Origin of the sequence: Maridesulfovibrio sp. (assembly GCF_963676065.1) — a bacterium.
GTDB lineage: Bacteria > Desulfobacterota > Desulfovibrionia > Desulfovibrionales > Desulfovibrionaceae > Maridesulfovibrio.
On the sequence record NZ_OY780933.1, the window covers coordinates 639,431 to 654,083 of the forward strand.

Genomic DNA, 14,653 nt, shown 5'->3' on the forward strand with positions numbered 1-14,653 from the left:
TCGTCACGCTAATCAAAAACAAAAGCCTCCCGTAAAAAATTACGGGAGGCTTTCCTTTCATCGAATTCTGATAAGGTTACTTACCGCAACACTTTTTGTACTTCTTGCCGCTGCCGCAGGGACAGGGATCGTTACGGCCTACTTTCGGCTCGCTGCGGCGTTTGGGTTTTTTCTTGGTCTCGGTGGACTCGGAATCGGAATATTCCAGATCGGATTGTTTTTCCTTGTGCTGGAATTCGTCCTCGCGGACCTCGGTTTCGATACGTAAATGGCAAAGAGCCCGGATAGTATTTTCTTTTATGCGGCCCAGCATATCGCGGAAAAGTTCAAAACCTTCACGCTTATATTCATGCTTAGGATCTTTCTGGCCGTAACCGCGCAGGCCGATACCTTCGCGAAGATGATCCATATTAAGCAGATGTTCCTTCCAGTTACGGTCGAGAGCTTCCAGCATAAAATAACGCTGAATTTCGGAGTAATGCTCACCGGAACTTTCTTTAAGCATGTCGAGGATTTCATTCACCCATGCTTCTGCCTGCTCGCGGGTTGGCAGTTTTTCTTTAAATTCTTCATTACGGCTAAGGCCACAGAGTTCATCGAGATGGACCCGGACCATTTCCTCGGTTTTTTCATCAAGAGGTTTACCATGCGCTTCTTCAACCGGATAGAAAGCATTTTCAAAAAGTTCTTCCAAAAATTCAGATGTCATTTCACTCATGTCTTCGCAATTCATGATATCGCGGCGCAGGGTGTAAATAACCTCACGCTGCTGGTTCATGACATCGTCATAATCAAGAAGCTGTTTGCGGATTTCAAAGTTGTGCCCTTCAACTTTCTTCTGGGAGTTCTCAATGGCCTTGGTGACCATACCATTTTCAATGGGCTCCCCTTCTTCCATGCCCAGCTTATCCATGATTCCCGCAATCCGCTCAGAGCCGAACAGACGCATAAGGTCATCATCAAGGGCAAGATAAAAACGGGTAGAACCGGGATCGCCCTGACGTCCGGAACGACCACGCAGCTGGTTATCGATACGGCGTGATTCATGACGCTCAGTACCGATAATGTGCAGACCGCCCAGCTCCAGAACCCCTTCACCAAGCTTAATGTCAGTACCACGACCCGCCATGTTAGTCGCGATTGTTACATGACCCTTGTGACCTGCCTCGGCAACAATTTCAGCTTCCTGCTCGTGATGCTTCGCGTTGAGCACGTTATGAGGAATTTTGCGTTTCTTAAGCAGGCTAGAGACCAGCTCTGATTTCTCGATGGAAACAGTACCGACCAGTACAGGCTGTCCTTTTTTATACTTGGCGGCAATATCGTCGGCGATAGCGTTGTATTTTTCGCTTTGAGTTTTATAGATCGAGTCAGGATGGTCTTTACGAACCATTGTAGTGTTTGTGGGAATAACAATTACTTCCAGATCATAAATCTGCGCGAATTCAACAGATTCAGTATCCGCGGTACCGGTCATACCGGCGAGTTTGTTATACATGCGGAAATAATTCTGGAAGGTGATGGAAGCGAGAGTCTGGTTTTCGGATTCGACCTTCACGCCTTCTTTCGCTTCAAGTGCCTGATGCAGTCCGTCCGAGAAACGGCGTCCGGGCATGAGACGTCCGGTGAATTCATCAACAATCACAACCTGACCGTCTTTCACAATGTAATCAACATCGCGGGCGAAAAGATGGTGAGCCTTGATGCCCTGCATGATATGGTGCTGAAAAGAAATATGCTGGGAGTCATAAAGGTTGTCGATGCCCAGAATCTGTTCACATTTTACGACCCCGTCATCGGTCATTGTGATGGAACGACCCTTTTCATCAACTTCAAAATCTTCATCCCTTTTCAACAAAGGAATTATGGAATTGACTCTTCCGTACATGGAAGTGGCTTCATCCGAAGCACCGGAAATAATCAGCGGGGTACGGGCTTCATCGATGAGGATGGAGTCAACTTCATCGACAATACAGAAATTCAGTTCGCGCTGAACCAGCTGTTCCTTGTAGAATTTCATATTGTCGCGCAGGTAATCGAAACCGAACTCATTATTGGTACCGTAGGTGATGTCACAGCCGTAGGCCTGCTGCCGTTCTTCATCGGTTAGGCCGTGCACGACGACGCCAACGGAAAGCCCCAGAAAATTGTAGAGCTGGCCCATCCACTCAGCATCACGTTTGGCCAGATAATCGTTGACGGTAATCAGGTGTACCCCTTTACCGGAAATAGCATTCAGGACAGCCGGGAGGGTCGCCACAAGGGTTTTACCTTCACCGGTTTTCATTTCCGCGATGCGTCCGCTATGCAGGACCATGCCACCGACCATCTGTACATCGTAGTGGCGCATCTCAAGGGCACGCTTGCCCGCCTCACGCACCAGCGCGAAGACCTCGACCAGAATATCATCAAGAGACGAACCTGCGGCAATCAGCTCTTTATACTCGGCAATCTTCTGCGGAAACTGCTCGTCCGTGAGTTTTTCCATTTCCGGTTCAAGAGCGGCAATCTGATCAATCTGCGGCTTCAATTTCTTAATGAATCTTTCATTTCGTGAACCGAACAGCTTGGAAACAATCAAGTTAAACATGTAAGATTATCCTTTTTCTTATGCGGAAAGCCTCCGGCGGCCTCCGGAGCCCTGACGGGCTAAATTTTGTTGCGCTTAACGCTGATGCCGGGCGATACTTCCGGCGGCCAAAGGAGTTATTTCCCTTGGAATCCTTATATATTTTTTAAAAACACCTATCTCGCGGGCATTTTATTAAAAACGGATGTTATTTAATAAGTCTTTATTTCAAAATATCAAGCCAGTGGGCGGCAAAATAATCATCTTTTACAAGAGTGACAAGTTGAATCACACAAGCGGAGCAACCGCTCACAATCTGTCCCCCCGGTTCCATCGGCTCTGTCAGCCGGGATAAACAACTCTCTCCCACCTCTTTTGAAAGCTCCGGGGCACCGAGCTGCATAATCCCGCCAAATCCGCAACACACATCCCCTTGCACCGGAAGCATGCAATCTTCTGCAATTAAATTAACAAGTTGACCGTCCGTATCGTCTTCAGGTGCATGACAGGGACGATGGTAAGCAACCTGCTCTGGTGAATCCGCAAGTATGCGGACTTCCGCATCGAGCAGCAGGGACGACAACGGAGTAAGTGATGACTGCCAGTGATCATACATTTCCTTGTCACCGGCAAAATCTTCAAGGGAATATTCCTGCAGCCCCTTTAAACACGAAGCGCAAAAGGTGATCAGCAGCGGACACCCGGCATCTTTCCATACCTCGATATTTTCAGCCCGTGAATCAGCCTGCCTGTCAAGCAGACCGGCGCTTCCATAAGAAGAACCGCAACAGCAGAATTCACCGCCCTCGGCCCGTACCAACCCCATACTGTCCATCAGCTGTTCAGCTTTATCCGTCCAGTCCTGACGCGCGAAACGGGCCACACACCCCTTAAAGAGCATGGCCTTCCGTTTTTCAAATTTGACCTGAGGGTAAAGCTTGGCCCAAGGTTCGGGGCTGGCCGAAAAAAGAGCCTGCATACGCTTTCTGGATGAACCGAAAGGTTCCGGCAGGAATTCCGGTAAAAAGCGAGAAAACGCAGCAGCCATAGGCCAGAGCTGTCCCGGATTTTTCAACCATAAATCCCAGCAGGAACGGGTAATTTTTTTTGACCCGGCCCGTAGTTTGGAGACCAGTTCCGGACCGGACATATTCTGGGGGCAATTTTTTTCGCAACGACCGCAGGACAGGCACAGGGATGCCAGCATTTTAAAATCCTTCTCACTAACCTCTTTACCGGTTGCGAGGGATTCAAGGAAAAACTTGGCCCGGGGAGTCAGCTCCTCACGCCCGGTTGCCTTGAACAAAGGACAGACCTCCAGACATTTCCCGCACTGCACGCATTTTTTAGAATCAGCCATCAGACCACCTTCCCGGGATTCATAATCTGAAAAGGATCGAAAGTCTTTTTGATTCCATTCATGACGCGCTGCTGATTTTTATCCAGTTGCTGGTTGATGTATTCAGCCTTGGTCAATCCGATACCGTGTTCTCCAGAAAGGGTGCCGCCCAGTTCCAGAGTCAGGTTAAAAATCTGTTGTTTGGCCTTAAGAGCCTTTTCCTTCGATCCGGATGCGGATTTATCGTACATGGTGCTGACATGAATGTTACCGTCTCCCAGATGTCCGAAACACAGCACAATAACTCCAAGCCGTTCTCCAATACCATGATAGCCCCTGATCGCCTCGGCAACTTTACCGCGCGGCACGGCAACATCCTCGCCCTGCTTATCAGGACCGAGGTTGAATGCAGCGGGACTGATAATCCTGCGCAGCTCCCAGAGCCTTTCCTGATCACTGCCGCCGCCTTTTTCCACAAAGGTAACCGCAACAGTCCGCAAAGCTTCTTCCATGCGCTTCAGGTCTGTTTTCACGGATTCCGCAGAACCGTCGATCTTCAGCAGAAGCAGTCCCCCGGTCCCTTTCGGCCATGGCACTTCCCCGTGCATTTCCAAGGCCCTGATTGTGTTGTGATCCATAAGTTCCATTGCTGTGGGCAGGATTCCGCAACCGAACACAGCCTCGGCTCCGTTCAAGCTTCCCTCAAGATCCGCAAAGCCCACCAGCATTGAAGCCGATGTCTCGGGCAGGGGCAGCAATTTAAGGGTCGCTTCGGTAATCAGGCCGAGCGTTCCGGCGGAACCGACCATCAAGCGCGTTATATCAAGCCCGACCACATTTTTCTGAGTGCGACCTCCAGTACGAAGGATATCTCCGCCGGGCAACACAACTTCCAGCCCCAGCACATAATCACGGGTCACGCCGTATTTCACGGCCCGCATGCCCCCGGCGCAGGTGGAAATATTCCCGCCTATAGTAGAAATTTTCATGCTTGCCGGATCAGGAGGATAAAAAAGTTTTTCCGCTTCCACCGCTTTCTGCAAATCAGCGGTGATCACCCCCGGCTGGGTCACGGCGACAAAATCGCGCCCGTCAATATCAAGGATGGAATTCATATCAAGCATGGAGACGACAACTCCGTGGCGGACCGGTACACAATTGCCGACCTTGTTGGTGGCCCGTGCACGGGGATAGATGGGAACCCTTTCCGCCTGCGCCCACTTTAACAACTCCGCGATCTGCGCGGTTTTCTGCGGACGCACCAAAGCCAAAGGGCGAGCGTGTCGCTGGCTGGCATCAACACCGCATGCAAGCAGAGTACAGTCGTCAAAACTGGACTCTCTGCCGGGGAAAAGATCCTGCAGATATTTTTTATGGGAACGGGATAATTGCTCTGGATATTGTTTCATGCCTGCCTCCGGCGGCCTATCAGAGGCCAGAGAAACTTTTAGGTTCCGGAAAGCAGGAAGGCTACGCCTTTTCCCAAACCTTTTCAACGCACGCTAAAAGGGCCTGAATAAGCGGATCATTTTCTTTCTTGCGGGGGAACCCAAAATAAAGTCCGACCTCGATATGACCGCCCGGCCAAACGTAGAATTCGCCCTTTTCCTCCCCTTCCGAAGCCTCGTCTGCACGCATTACGGTTATACCGTTACCTGCTTTGACCAGAGCGTTATGGGTGTCCTCACTGTCAGCAATCATTGCCTTGCAGACTTCCAGATCACGAGATGAAAAAGTTTCTTCAAGCTTTACGTTGAAGGAGCACTCCTCAGGAGTCCATATCCAATCCAAACGGGCGAGATCCTCCCAACTGGCATCAACCATCTTTTCCTTCCAAGAGGCAGGACCGACGACATGCAGCACAGTGTTTTCCAGCAGGATGCCACTCACTTCTTCGGGAGGACAGTTGGAATAAAAAAAACCACCATCAAGTTTGCGGGATGCGATATCGCTACGGATAGTCCATGTAGGCATCTGGACCAGCCGCAGCGAGAGTCCGGGATACCTTTCTTTAATAAGCTTGATGAGTTGCGGAGCTCGTAAATATACAGGAGAAGTATGCAGACCTACTCTGGCAACCCCGGAAAGGTCTCCCTTCATGGATCGTGCTTCTGACTCGATTTTTTCGACACAATCGAGAATATCGCGGGCCTTTTCAACAAGCCTGTTTCCTTCGGAAGTAAGCTGCATCCCTTTGGGAGTACGCAAAAAAAGTCGCAGCTCGAACTCTTCCTCAAGAGACTTGATATGCAGACTGATTGTGGACTGACTTGCGTGCAGACGCTTGGCCGCCCGGGTCATATTCCCTTCCTCGGCCAATATCACAAATGTTCTGATCTGATATAATTCCATTTTATTAGCCGCTTACCCGCTCCGTCTTAGAGACATGAATGAGGCATTAAAAATATTAAAGGGGGTCTTCGATTATTCCCATTGGATTAAAGACCAGGAAAAGGGCAATAAAAAAACATCGGCTACGTGATTTCTAAAATTGGTCACGAAAACAGGAGAACAATCATGAGCAGCATCAGCGCATTTGTCACAGAAGTTTTCACCCCCGAAGACAGCGATATGGGCCGCGAAAGACGACTCGATCCCGTAACCGGAACTTTTAAAACAATTTTCTGGATCGGAGCAGCAATGGTTTTCACCATTCTTGTTTCAGGTCTGCAATAACAGCCTTGACTCGTTAAGGTTACTATACCCTTATTATGCTTTCTCCGCCCACCGGCAAGGGGTGGATGAATTTTTACGGCTCGCCGCAGGCTAATAATTAGCCAGCTGGCGGGCCGTATCTCTTTCAATATCCCTGCGTTTAAGCTCTTCCTTGCGGTTATGGACATTACGGCCTTTGGCAAGCGCTATCTCAAGCTTTATCTTACCCCGCGAGAAATACAACTTGACAGGAACCACGGTTAATCCTTTCTGCTCTACCTTTATCTGCAATTTTTCAATTTCGCGGGCATGCAGAAGCAGCTTGCGTGGACGATCCGGCTCATGCTGGGTGTAGCCGGCATGATCGTAGGGTGCGATATGAACCCCGACCAGCCATGCTTCGCCTTCCTTAAAATTAATATAGCCATCCATAAAACTGACCAGCCCCTGACGCAGGGACTTGACCTCGGTGCCCTTAAGCACCAAGCCGGCTTCCATGGTTTCCACGAATTCGTAATTACGGCGGGCCTGCTTATTGAGCGCAATTGATGAAGGGCTCTTCTTCTTTTTCTTCTTAGCCATGACTTCGGATTAACCTGCGATCTCTTCGTTATCCAGAAGAGACGCAAAAAAGGTCAGCTCTTCCGGATATTTCTTATAAATATTTTCCGTAACAAGACGGTTGATTCTGCTTACAGTGCGGCAACCGAGTACATCTTTAAGCAACTGCTTGCATTCCTGCATATTCAGCTGACGCAATATGCGCTTGATGCCGGGAATGGCCTGCGGAGTCAAGCTCAGACTGTCAATCTGCATGCCCATCAAAATGGGTACGCAATAAGGGTCGGAGGCGACTTCACCACAAAGGCTAACTCCGATGCCTGCCCGGTGCCCGGCATCCACCACGTATTTGATGGACCGGACCACAGCCGGATGCAACGGCTGGTAAAGATAGGAGACATGGGGATTAGTGCGGTCGATGCCAAGACTGTACTGGATCAGGTCATTGGTTCCGATGCTGAAGAAATCCACTTCCTGGGCCAGAATCTCGGCAATCATGACCGCAGCGGGAAGCTCGATCATAACCCCGATGGGCATATTCTCGTCAAATGGTATGCCCTCTTCGCGCAACTCCTGCTGCGCACGGGCAAGTGCGGATTTGGCCTGCAGGACTTCTTTCAGCCCGCAGATCATGGGAAACATCATGGACACATTACCATGCACGCTGGCGCGCAGCATGGCCCGGAGCTGGGTCTTGAACAAATCCATATGCTTGAGGCAAAAGCGCATTGCACGCAGTCCAAGTGCCGGGTTGGATTCATCAAGTGCTCCGAATTGGGACATGAATTTATCCGATCCGAGATCAAGGGTACGCAAAGTTACCTTGCGCGGAGACATAATCGCCGCAAGTTCAGAATATTTTTCAGCCAGCTCATCTTCTGTGGGCAGATCGGTCCGACTAAGGTAGGCATACTCGGTCCTGAACAGACCGATACCCTCGCCGCCATTGTCGATAACCGCCGCGACCTCTTCAAAAAGCTCGATATTAGCGAAGACTTCCACCCGGTATCCGTCTTCTGTCTCAGCCGGAAGCTGACAACTGCGGATAATTGTGCGCTGATAATCATCGAACTGCGTCTCAAGCGTATAATACTGCTCAAGTTCTTCGTCGGTAGGATCGACCAAAACCTTTCCGGCCAGACCGTCAATAATGACCAGATCTCCGTCAACAACGGAATTTTCCAGCTCCGCCGCCCCGACAAGAGCCGGGATATTCAGTGTCCGGGCCAGAATACCGGTATGAGAAGTTTTCCCGCCCAGAGTGGTCACAAAAGCCATGAGCTTATTTACTTCAAGCTCGATGGTGTCTGCCGGGGTCAGATCATGCGCCATCAGCACGACACGTCCTTTAACAGGACGCAGATTGGCTTCTCCGCCGATGAGCTTGGCCTGCACCCGCATACCGACCTGACGCACGTCCTGCATGCGCTCGCGGATATAAATATCCTCAAGAGCACCGAAAGCTTTTTCAAGATCGTTGACGGCCTTGTCTATAGCCCATTCGGCGTTGATTTTCAGCTCATCAATATATTTCAAAGCCGACGACTGGAGTTTAGGGTCTTTGAGCATCATCAGGTGGGAATCAATGATCAATTGGTGCTCTTTGAGCTCCGCAGGGACCTTTTCCCGCACAGCGGCAAGTTCAGTCACGGCTTCGGCGAATCCTTTCGTCAGCCGCTCTTTCTCGCCCTCTACCATATGAGCAGGCACAGTCTGCCTCGGCAGTCTTGACGAGATGCTGCGATTAAGAAAAAAGGCCTTGCCTATCGCTATACCTGTTGAGACGGAAATTCCGCTGACGACCGCTCTGGCCACTTATTTTTCCTCACCGAATCTGTTCTTAAAATGTTCTTCCAGACTATCCAGAGCCGATACGGCATCAGGGCCGTCAGCCCGCAGTTCAAGGACGCTGCCCTGTGCTGCTGCCAGAGTAAGTACATCAAGAATACTTTTGGCGTCGACTTCCTGCGATTCGCAGACAACTTTTATGTCCGCTGAAAAATTCTGGGCTTCCTGCGCAAGTTTTGCGGCCGGGCGGGCATGCAGCCCCAACTGGTTGGTAACAACCACTTTCCGGACGTTTGATTCCCCGCCAGCCGAGGATTCCTCACGCAGAACACTCTCTTCAGTCATTTGTTATTAATCCTTATATATTTTTCTTCAAAAAAATCATAGTAAATGTGTAGCCAGAACCCCGATCACAACCACAAGGACAGCCACTATTTCACGAGCAACTTTCCCGCTGGCAACCAGCCAGCCGAAAAATCCCAGCGCAGCAGTTCCGGCGTACCACTCATTCCCGTGCAGGGGCCGGGGCCAAAGCTGGAACCAGATTAACAGGACGAGGAAGGCATTAGCATATTTCAGCCGTTCCCCCCAGTTAATTAAATCCCATTTTTTCAATTCATCAAGGAAACCGAGTCCCCTGTTGATACCGGCCCAAAAAATGAATCCTTTAAAAATCTGCAACACACCGAACAACACTACACCAAGTATCATAGCCTGCGTATGATGACCAGCAAGCAGCATATTCACGGTCGCCAGCGCCCAAAAGATAAGGCCGCTGCCGGAAAAAACCGAATCACCGATAGCTGAAAGAGTATAGCTGGTGGTGTTTTTCAATTTATCAAGCAGTTGAACCGGGAATCGGCCGTCTCTGATCTGCATTTCCACCGAAAGAAAAATCGCCACCAGTAACGGAGCCCAGAACGGATGCGAGTTATAATGTTTTACGTAACGTTTGCGGGCTTTAACAAGTTCCGCATAGTCATCGTAAATTGCTTCCAGACCAGGCTGCATGGCAAAAGAAAAGCCTATATTCTGCAAGCCACGGGTATTGAATCCCGCTCCTACAAAATAAGAACGCAGAAAGCATCTGACAAAAGCCAGACCCAGTTTCCTTTTTTCTGCTGCCTTTTCCATTTTAAACAACAATCCTGCTAAGTGCGCTTTTTCCTTTCAGTTACCTTTTCATAGACCGCTTTGGCTGTCCAGCCTTCCACTTTTTCTGCTATGCGCCGGGCTATGGCTTTCGGTTTATCGCCGGATTCCATTTCCGCATCTATCATTTTGTAGATATCATCTTCAGAAGCCGGACCTTCATTCACCGGCGGACCGACAACAACGGTGATCTCACCCCGGAGTTCTTCCGAAACTTCAGCCCAATCACCCAGACTGCCGTTTATGAACTCCTCATAATCCTTGGTCAGCTCACGGCAAATGGAAAATTCACGGTTGCCAAGTGATTCATAGGCCAGATGCATAGTTTCCCGCAACCGGGATTTGCGCTCAAAAAAAACAATGGTGGCGCCGGTGGCGCCATGTGTTTCAAAAAGCTTGCGCATCTGCCCATCCTTACGGGGCAGAAAACCCAGAAAAGTAAAGGGATATGGCGGCAAGCCACAACCGGAAAGAGCGGTCACAGGCGCACAAGGACCCGGAACAGGAACAACCCGTACGCCATGTTCACGGCAGGCCCGAACCACCCGGTATCCCGGATCACTCATGAGAGGAGTTCCCGCATCAGAAACGAGTGCCGCGTCTTTCCCCTCGTCAAAATGGGCCAGTACTTTTTTGATGCGTTTTTCTTCGTTGTGTTCGTGCAGGCTGATCATACTTTTACCGCTGATATCCAGCGCTTGCAGTAATTTACCTGTACGACGGGTATCTTCCGCAAAAACCAGATCTACAGCGGCAAGGATTCCCTTTGCCCGATCACTTATATCACCAAGGTTGCCAAGCGGTGTTGCCACCACCCATAAAGTCGCTGAGGTCGAATGCATTTTCTATGTGTTCCGCTCTAAAGCCGGTTCCGTCGTCGTTCACAATAACCAGATCAAAACGACAGGGTCTCTCCCAGAGATCGAATGCCGATAGATAGCGGGTCGCGGCCTTGACCAGCTTCTTGCGCTTGGCCGGGGTAACCGCCTCTATGCCGGACTGCGTGCTGCGTCCGGCTCTGGTCTTAACTTCCACAAAAATTAGTTCTTCGCCGTTTTCGCAGATTATATCCAGTTCCCATTGCTTCCAGCGCCAGTTACGCTGAAGCATACGGTAGCCGCGATTTTCCAGGAAACGGGCGGCATAGTCTTCACCTGCCTGTCCGAAATCTAAATGCCGGGCAGACACATACACTCCTGCTTGGCCTTCTTTTTTTCAGGCAATACGCCTTTAAACGTCATCCTGTGCAGGACGCAGGGACCAAGCTCCTTGAGTGCTTGAAGATGGACTTTAGTTCCGTACCCCTTATGCACGGCAAAGCCGTAACCGGGGTACCGTCTTTCGAGCTGCACCATCAGTTTATCGCGAAAAGTTTTGGCCAGTATGGATGCCGCGGAGATTGCCGGTATTTTCAAATCACCCTTAACTACCGCTTCCTGCCGAAAGCCGGAGGCATTGCCCAAATAACGCACAGGGACCGTTTTATTGCCGTCGACCATCAAAAGCATGGGTTTGACCCTCAAATGCAGAACAGAGCGGCCCATAGCCCTAAAAGTGGCCTGTAGAATATTTATTTCATCCACCACCTGTGCGCGGGTTACGCCAAGCGCCCAGCTTACGGCCTGCCTTTTGATCTCGACAGCCAGACGATCCCGGGCAGCCTCATCAAGCTTTTTGGAATCTGTCAGCCCCGGCAGGTCATAATCTTCCGGCAGAATCACCGCCCCGGCCACAACAGGACCGGCAAGACATCCCCGCCCGGCCTCGTCGATTCCGGCAGTGATAAGATTTTCGGTACCCATTCCGGGCAGTAAATTTTCAGTCATGTGAAGCCTTCAAATCTATATTCTAATCCCGACTGATCTAAGTACAAGAAATCGTTGAAACAATACGGAGACAGCATATGCAATAACTGTTGCCAGAGCCGCGCCGTAGATACCCCAGAAAGGTATCAGCATCAGGTTCAATAAAACATTGGAAAGTACACCTGACAACATCTGTAATGTATACAGTCCAGGAAACCCCATCTGCACCAGCGCCTTCCGAAAAGGCATATATCCCGATACAACCAATATTCCGCATGAATGAATGCTAAACACCCAATAGGCCCCCGGATAATTAGCCAGATCTATCACCACCCCCAACAGAGGCCTGAAAAGCAAAACAGCAACGCCCACTACCAGCAACGAAGCCAAATAAAAATAACATTTTCCGCGTAGTATCATTGATTTCAGTGAATCAAGCTTGTTTTGTGTGTAGCGCTGGGTTATAATCGGATTAAGATTCACAGCCAAACCATTTGCCAGCAGATGATAGCCCTCGGCAAGCATAGCTGCCAGGCTGTAGATTCCCACTAACTGGTCACTGACAAATGCCCCGAGTATCAAAACATCAAGACGAGTATTAAGCTCCCCAAGCGTGCCGCTCATAAATACCCGCGCTCCGAAACTGAAATGCCGTTTCACCCAGAACCGCAAGTTACATACGGTCAGCGGTACGATACGCACTACGATAACGAGCAAGCAGATCAAGGCGGCTCCTTCACCAATCAAAAATGCAAAAGCTAAACTAGAACCGCTAACATTGAAGAAACAAAGAGCTAGCATGGATAAGAAAATACCAACATAGCGCCCTCCCGTCACAACAGCAAAAAGGCCCATACGCCTTAACCCGTTAATAACATGCACCAGGACTTTATTTATTGACAGGCAGATTACTGCAGGAGCCACGTATCCGATAGCAATTGCAGTTTCCGGACTGTCAAGAAAAACACCTACAGCATGACGTCCATAATATAGAGAAGTTCCTATAGGAATGGAACATCCCAAGGCTACAATTAAAGCAGCTGAGACAATTGAGGCTAACTCTTGCGAATTATCAGCATACTCGGCCACATACTTGTTTGTTGAGAAATTAACACCTAATACCCCAATCTGTGAGGCAAGAATATAAACAGCGTATGCTTGGTTAAAAGACCCCAGAACTGCTGGCCCATAAAAAGCTGCGATTATAGCATTCAATCCCAAACCGCATGCCGCCATCACAGCAAGACTTGCTATGTTCCATATTACACCTCGGGCAAATCTACCTGACATATTAAAAGCCTTTAATTATTTTCATTACAACGATGCGGAGAGAAGCAAAAAACTGCCTAAAAACTAAACATGTCCTCTGTACTCAGTCCACTCTTCAGGTAAATCCCTGCCTATTAAGGCCGGCAACTGCTCCAATTCATCTTGCACGCATGCATAAATCTTTTTTTGGGTTTCAAGCGGAAGATCGGACTTACTTTCCAACCCGCGAAACAAAACCTTGCGCAACAACCAGTTCGACTTCAACTTTCCAACCATATTAGCAAACCCCGCCTTCTTCATCCAACGAGCAGCAAGAAAAGCAAAATTTGACAACATTGCGAAACGTGCTTGCTTTGCAGCATTTGATCTCTGAGAAAGAATGGCCGGTTTAAAGTCTCCATCAACACCGATAAAGTCATAAATCCTACGAATGAAAGAATCCGGATCTGCCTTCAACTCATCAAAAAAAAGGACTAAAATTTGCTCTTTTGGAAACACATCAAAATAAGGCTTCAACTTTGAGTAGTAATTGACAGTATCAATAGAACAACTATGTAATAAATTGTAGTAATCATACTCTTCTGGCACATGAAGCAATTCTTCAATCTGCACATCTGGCTTAAAGCGCTTAATAAAATACATATTAGAGGTCATTCTGCTAACAGGCTCTCGAATACAAAAGATAATCTTACAATCCGGTAATTGCTCATAAATTCTATTCACTGATGATTCAAATAAATAATAATCGTCTGAGACTTCTCCAACGGCAGCATTATCTTTTCCTTCTGAAAAAAAATTGTAATACCAATCCATTCCCTTTTCAAAATTACTATTGAAAAACTCTGTATCTTTTGCCGGTGGAACGAAAACATCTGGATGCTCATCGAGTGCTTTATAAATCCATGTAGACCCACAACGAGAGACTCCGGCATAAATAAAGTCCGGCTTAACCTGTAAACCCATACAAGACTCCTTTTGAATCAGACCATCCTTGATTCTTAAAAATAAAAAACCGCCATACCCGAACTGGTTCAGTCCGGGAATGACGGTTTTCAACACAATATTGCGTACCCGTGGCGGACTGTAAGTCCTTACGGGCATAACCGCGAAGCATAAGCTTCGTGGCCTACCAAGCCTGTTTGGACTTGATGCGTGCAGCCTTACCTTTAAGACCGCGCAGGTAGTAAATGCGGCTGCGGCGTACTTTACCTTCTGCAACAACCTCTACACGCTCGATGTAGGGGGAGTGTACGGGGAAAACACGTTCAACGCCAACACCTTCAGACATTTTGCGGACGGTGAAGGTGGAGTTGGTGGTACCTTTACGGTAACGCAGAACAGCACCCTGGAAAACCTGGATACGTTCTTTTTCACCTTCGATAATACGCAGGTGAACCTTTACTGTGTCGCCTGCTTTGAAAGCGGGCATATCAATACGCATCTGTTCGCGTTCGATGTTTGCAATTACGTTGCTCATTTCGCTACTCCTTATATAAATTTCTTTGCGGCACCCGA

15 protein-coding genes are annotated in these 14,653 nt (G+C 48.9%); 1 reads left to right on the top strand and 14 read right to left on the bottom strand.

What is annotated here, in order from left to right; translation table 11 throughout:
- Positions 1-76 precede the first annotated feature (76 nt).
- The 4 genes from secA to ACKU35_RS02795 all read right to left on the bottom strand — a co-directional run bounded on the left by secA (position 77) and on the right by ACKU35_RS02795 (position 6,260).
- Positions 77-2,590 (bottom strand): preprotein translocase subunit SecA, encoded by a 2,514-nt coding sequence (gene secA / locus ACKU35_RS02780; protein ID WP_319762922.1) that lies wholly within the window; start codon positions 2,588-2,590, stop codon positions 77-79.
- Positions 2,591-2,792: 202 nt separating this feature from the next.
- A complete protein-coding gene (locus ACKU35_RS02785; protein ID WP_319762924.1) occupies positions 2,793-3,929 on the bottom strand; it encodes a (Fe-S)-binding protein in 1,137 nt (378 codons plus the stop codon).
- A complete protein-coding gene (locus tag ACKU35_RS02790; protein ID WP_319762925.1) occupies positions 3,929-5,317 on the bottom strand; it encodes an FAD-linked oxidase C-terminal domain-containing protein in 1,389 nt (462 codons plus the stop codon). Before ACKU35_RS02790 ends, ACKU35_RS02785 begins: the two co-directional genes overlap by 1 nt.
- A gap of 61 nt (positions 5,318-5,378) precedes the next feature.
- A complete protein-coding gene (locus ACKU35_RS02795; protein ID WP_319762927.1) occupies positions 5,379-6,260 on the bottom strand; it encodes a LysR family transcriptional regulator in 882 nt (293 codons plus the stop codon).
- A gap of 165 nt (positions 6,261-6,425) precedes the next feature.
- Here ACKU35_RS02795 and ACKU35_RS02800 point away from each other — a divergent pair, with 165 nt between their 5' ends.
- Positions 6,426-6,584 (top strand): hypothetical protein, encoded by a 159-nt coding sequence (locus tag ACKU35_RS02800; RefSeq protein ID WP_319762929.1) that lies wholly within the window; start codon positions 6,426-6,428, stop codon positions 6,582-6,584.
- Between the two features lie 90 nt (positions 6,585-6,674).
- Here the strand turns inward: ACKU35_RS02800 and smpB are convergent, their stop codons facing one another.
- From smpB to rplS, 10 genes are all read right to left on the bottom strand, one after another.
- Positions 6,675-7,145 carry an SsrA-binding protein SmpB gene (gene smpB / locus ACKU35_RS02805; RefSeq protein ID WP_319762930.1) on the bottom strand — a complete coding sequence of 157 codons (471 nt, stop codon included), beginning with the start codon at positions 7,143-7,145 and terminating at the stop codon, positions 6,675-6,677.
- A 9-nt stretch (positions 7,146-7,154) separates the two neighbouring features.
- Positions 7,155-8,939 (bottom strand): phosphoenolpyruvate--protein phosphotransferase, encoded by a 1,785-nt coding sequence (gene ptsP, locus ACKU35_RS02810; RefSeq protein WP_319762931.1) that lies wholly within the window; start codon positions 8,937-8,939, stop codon positions 7,155-7,157.
- The gene (locus tag ACKU35_RS02815; protein ID WP_319762933.1) at positions 8,940-9,257 is read right to left on the bottom strand and encodes an HPr family phosphocarrier protein; all 318 of its coding nucleotides are present in this window, start codon (positions 9,255-9,257) and stop codon (positions 8,940-8,942) included. It lies immediately after the preceding gene.
- A 36-nt stretch (positions 9,258-9,293) separates the two neighbouring features.
- Positions 9,294-10,046, bottom strand: coding sequence for a PTS system mannose/fructose/sorbose family transporter subunit IID (locus tag ACKU35_RS02820; protein WP_319762935.1), 753 nt, complete (start codon positions 10,044-10,046; stop codon positions 9,294-9,296).
- A gap of 17 nt (positions 10,047-10,063) precedes the next feature.
- The gene (rsmI, locus tag ACKU35_RS02825) at positions 10,064-10,906 is read right to left on the bottom strand and encodes a 16S rRNA (cytidine(1402)-2'-O)-methyltransferase (protein WP_319762936.1); all 843 of its coding nucleotides are present in this window, start codon (positions 10,904-10,906) and stop codon (positions 10,064-10,066) included.
- Positions 10,848-11,252: a YraN family protein gene (locus tag ACKU35_RS02830; RefSeq protein WP_319762938.1), complete on the bottom strand. Its 405-nt coding sequence runs from the start codon at positions 11,250-11,252 to the stop codon at positions 10,848-10,850. Before ACKU35_RS02830 ends, rsmI begins: the two co-directional genes overlap by 59 nt.
- Positions 11,234-11,890: a ribonuclease HII gene (locus ACKU35_RS02835; protein WP_319762940.1), complete on the bottom strand. Its 657-nt coding sequence runs from the start codon at positions 11,888-11,890 to the stop codon at positions 11,234-11,236. Before ACKU35_RS02835 ends, ACKU35_RS02830 begins: the two co-directional genes overlap by 19 nt.
- 15 nt (positions 11,891-11,905) lie before the next feature.
- Positions 11,906-13,159: an oligosaccharide flippase family protein gene (locus ACKU35_RS02840; protein ID WP_319762942.1), complete on the bottom strand. Its 1,254-nt coding sequence runs from the start codon at positions 13,157-13,159 to the stop codon at positions 11,906-11,908.
- Between the two features lie 63 nt (positions 13,160-13,222).
- Positions 13,223-14,101, bottom strand: a complete 879-nt coding sequence (locus tag ACKU35_RS02845; RefSeq protein ID WP_319762943.1) for a sulfotransferase domain-containing protein — start codon at positions 14,099-14,101, stop codon at positions 13,223-13,225.
- 163 nt (positions 14,102-14,264) lie between these two features.
- The gene (rplS, locus tag ACKU35_RS02850; protein ID WP_319762945.1) at positions 14,265-14,615 is read right to left on the bottom strand and encodes a 50S ribosomal protein L19; all 351 of its coding nucleotides are present in this window, start codon (positions 14,613-14,615) and stop codon (positions 14,265-14,267) included.
- Positions 14,616-14,653: the final 38 nt, after the last annotated feature.

Bases quoted from the DNA above. Each gene is read 5' to 3' on its own strand.
- rsmI (WP_319762936.1), bottom strand. From the start codon at position 10,906: ATGCATTCGACCTCAGCGACTTTATGGGTGGTGGCAACACCGCTTGGC.
- ACKU35_RS02820 (WP_319762935.1), bottom strand. From the start codon at position 10,046: ATGGAAAAGGCAGCAGAAAAAAGGAAACTGGGTCTGGCTTTTGTCAGA.
- ACKU35_RS02815 (WP_319762933.1), bottom strand. From the start codon at position 9,257: ATGACTGAAGAGAGTGTTCTGCGTGAGGAATCCTCGGCTGGCGGGGAA.
- rplS (WP_319762945.1), bottom strand. From the start codon at position 14,615: ATGAGCAACGTAATTGCAAACATCGAACGCGAACAGATGCGTATTGAT.
- ACKU35_RS02840 (WP_319762942.1), bottom strand. From the start codon at position 13,159: ATGTCAGGTAGATTTGCCCGAGGTGTAATATGGAACATAGCAAGTCTT.
- ACKU35_RS02845 (WP_319762943.1), bottom strand. From the start codon at position 14,101: ATGGGTTTACAGGTTAAGCCGGACTTTATTTATGCCGGAGTCTCTCGT.
- ACKU35_RS02785 (WP_319762924.1), bottom strand. From the start codon at position 3,929: ATGGCTGATTCTAAAAAATGCGTGCAGTGCGGGAAATGTCTGGAGGTC.
- ACKU35_RS02790 (WP_319762925.1), bottom strand. From the start codon at position 5,317: ATGAAACAATATCCAGAGCAATTATCCCGTTCCCATAAAAAATATCTG.
- ACKU35_RS02795 (WP_319762927.1), bottom strand. From the start codon at position 6,260: ATGGAATTATATCAGATCAGAACATTTGTGATATTGGCCGAGGAAGGG.
- smpB (WP_319762930.1), bottom strand. From the start codon at position 7,145: ATGGCTAAGAAGAAAAAGAAGAAGAGCCCTTCATCAATTGCGCTCAAT.
- ACKU35_RS02835 (WP_319762940.1), bottom strand. From the start codon at position 11,890: ATGACTGAAAATTTACTGCCCGGAATGGGTACCGAAAATCTTATCACT.
- ACKU35_RS02800 (WP_319762929.1), top strand. From the start codon at position 6,426: ATGAGCAGCATCAGCGCATTTGTCACAGAAGTTTTCACCCCCGAAGAC.
- secA (WP_319762922.1), bottom strand. From the start codon at position 2,590: ATGTTTAACTTGATTGTTTCCAAGCTGTTCGGTTCACGAAATGAAAGA.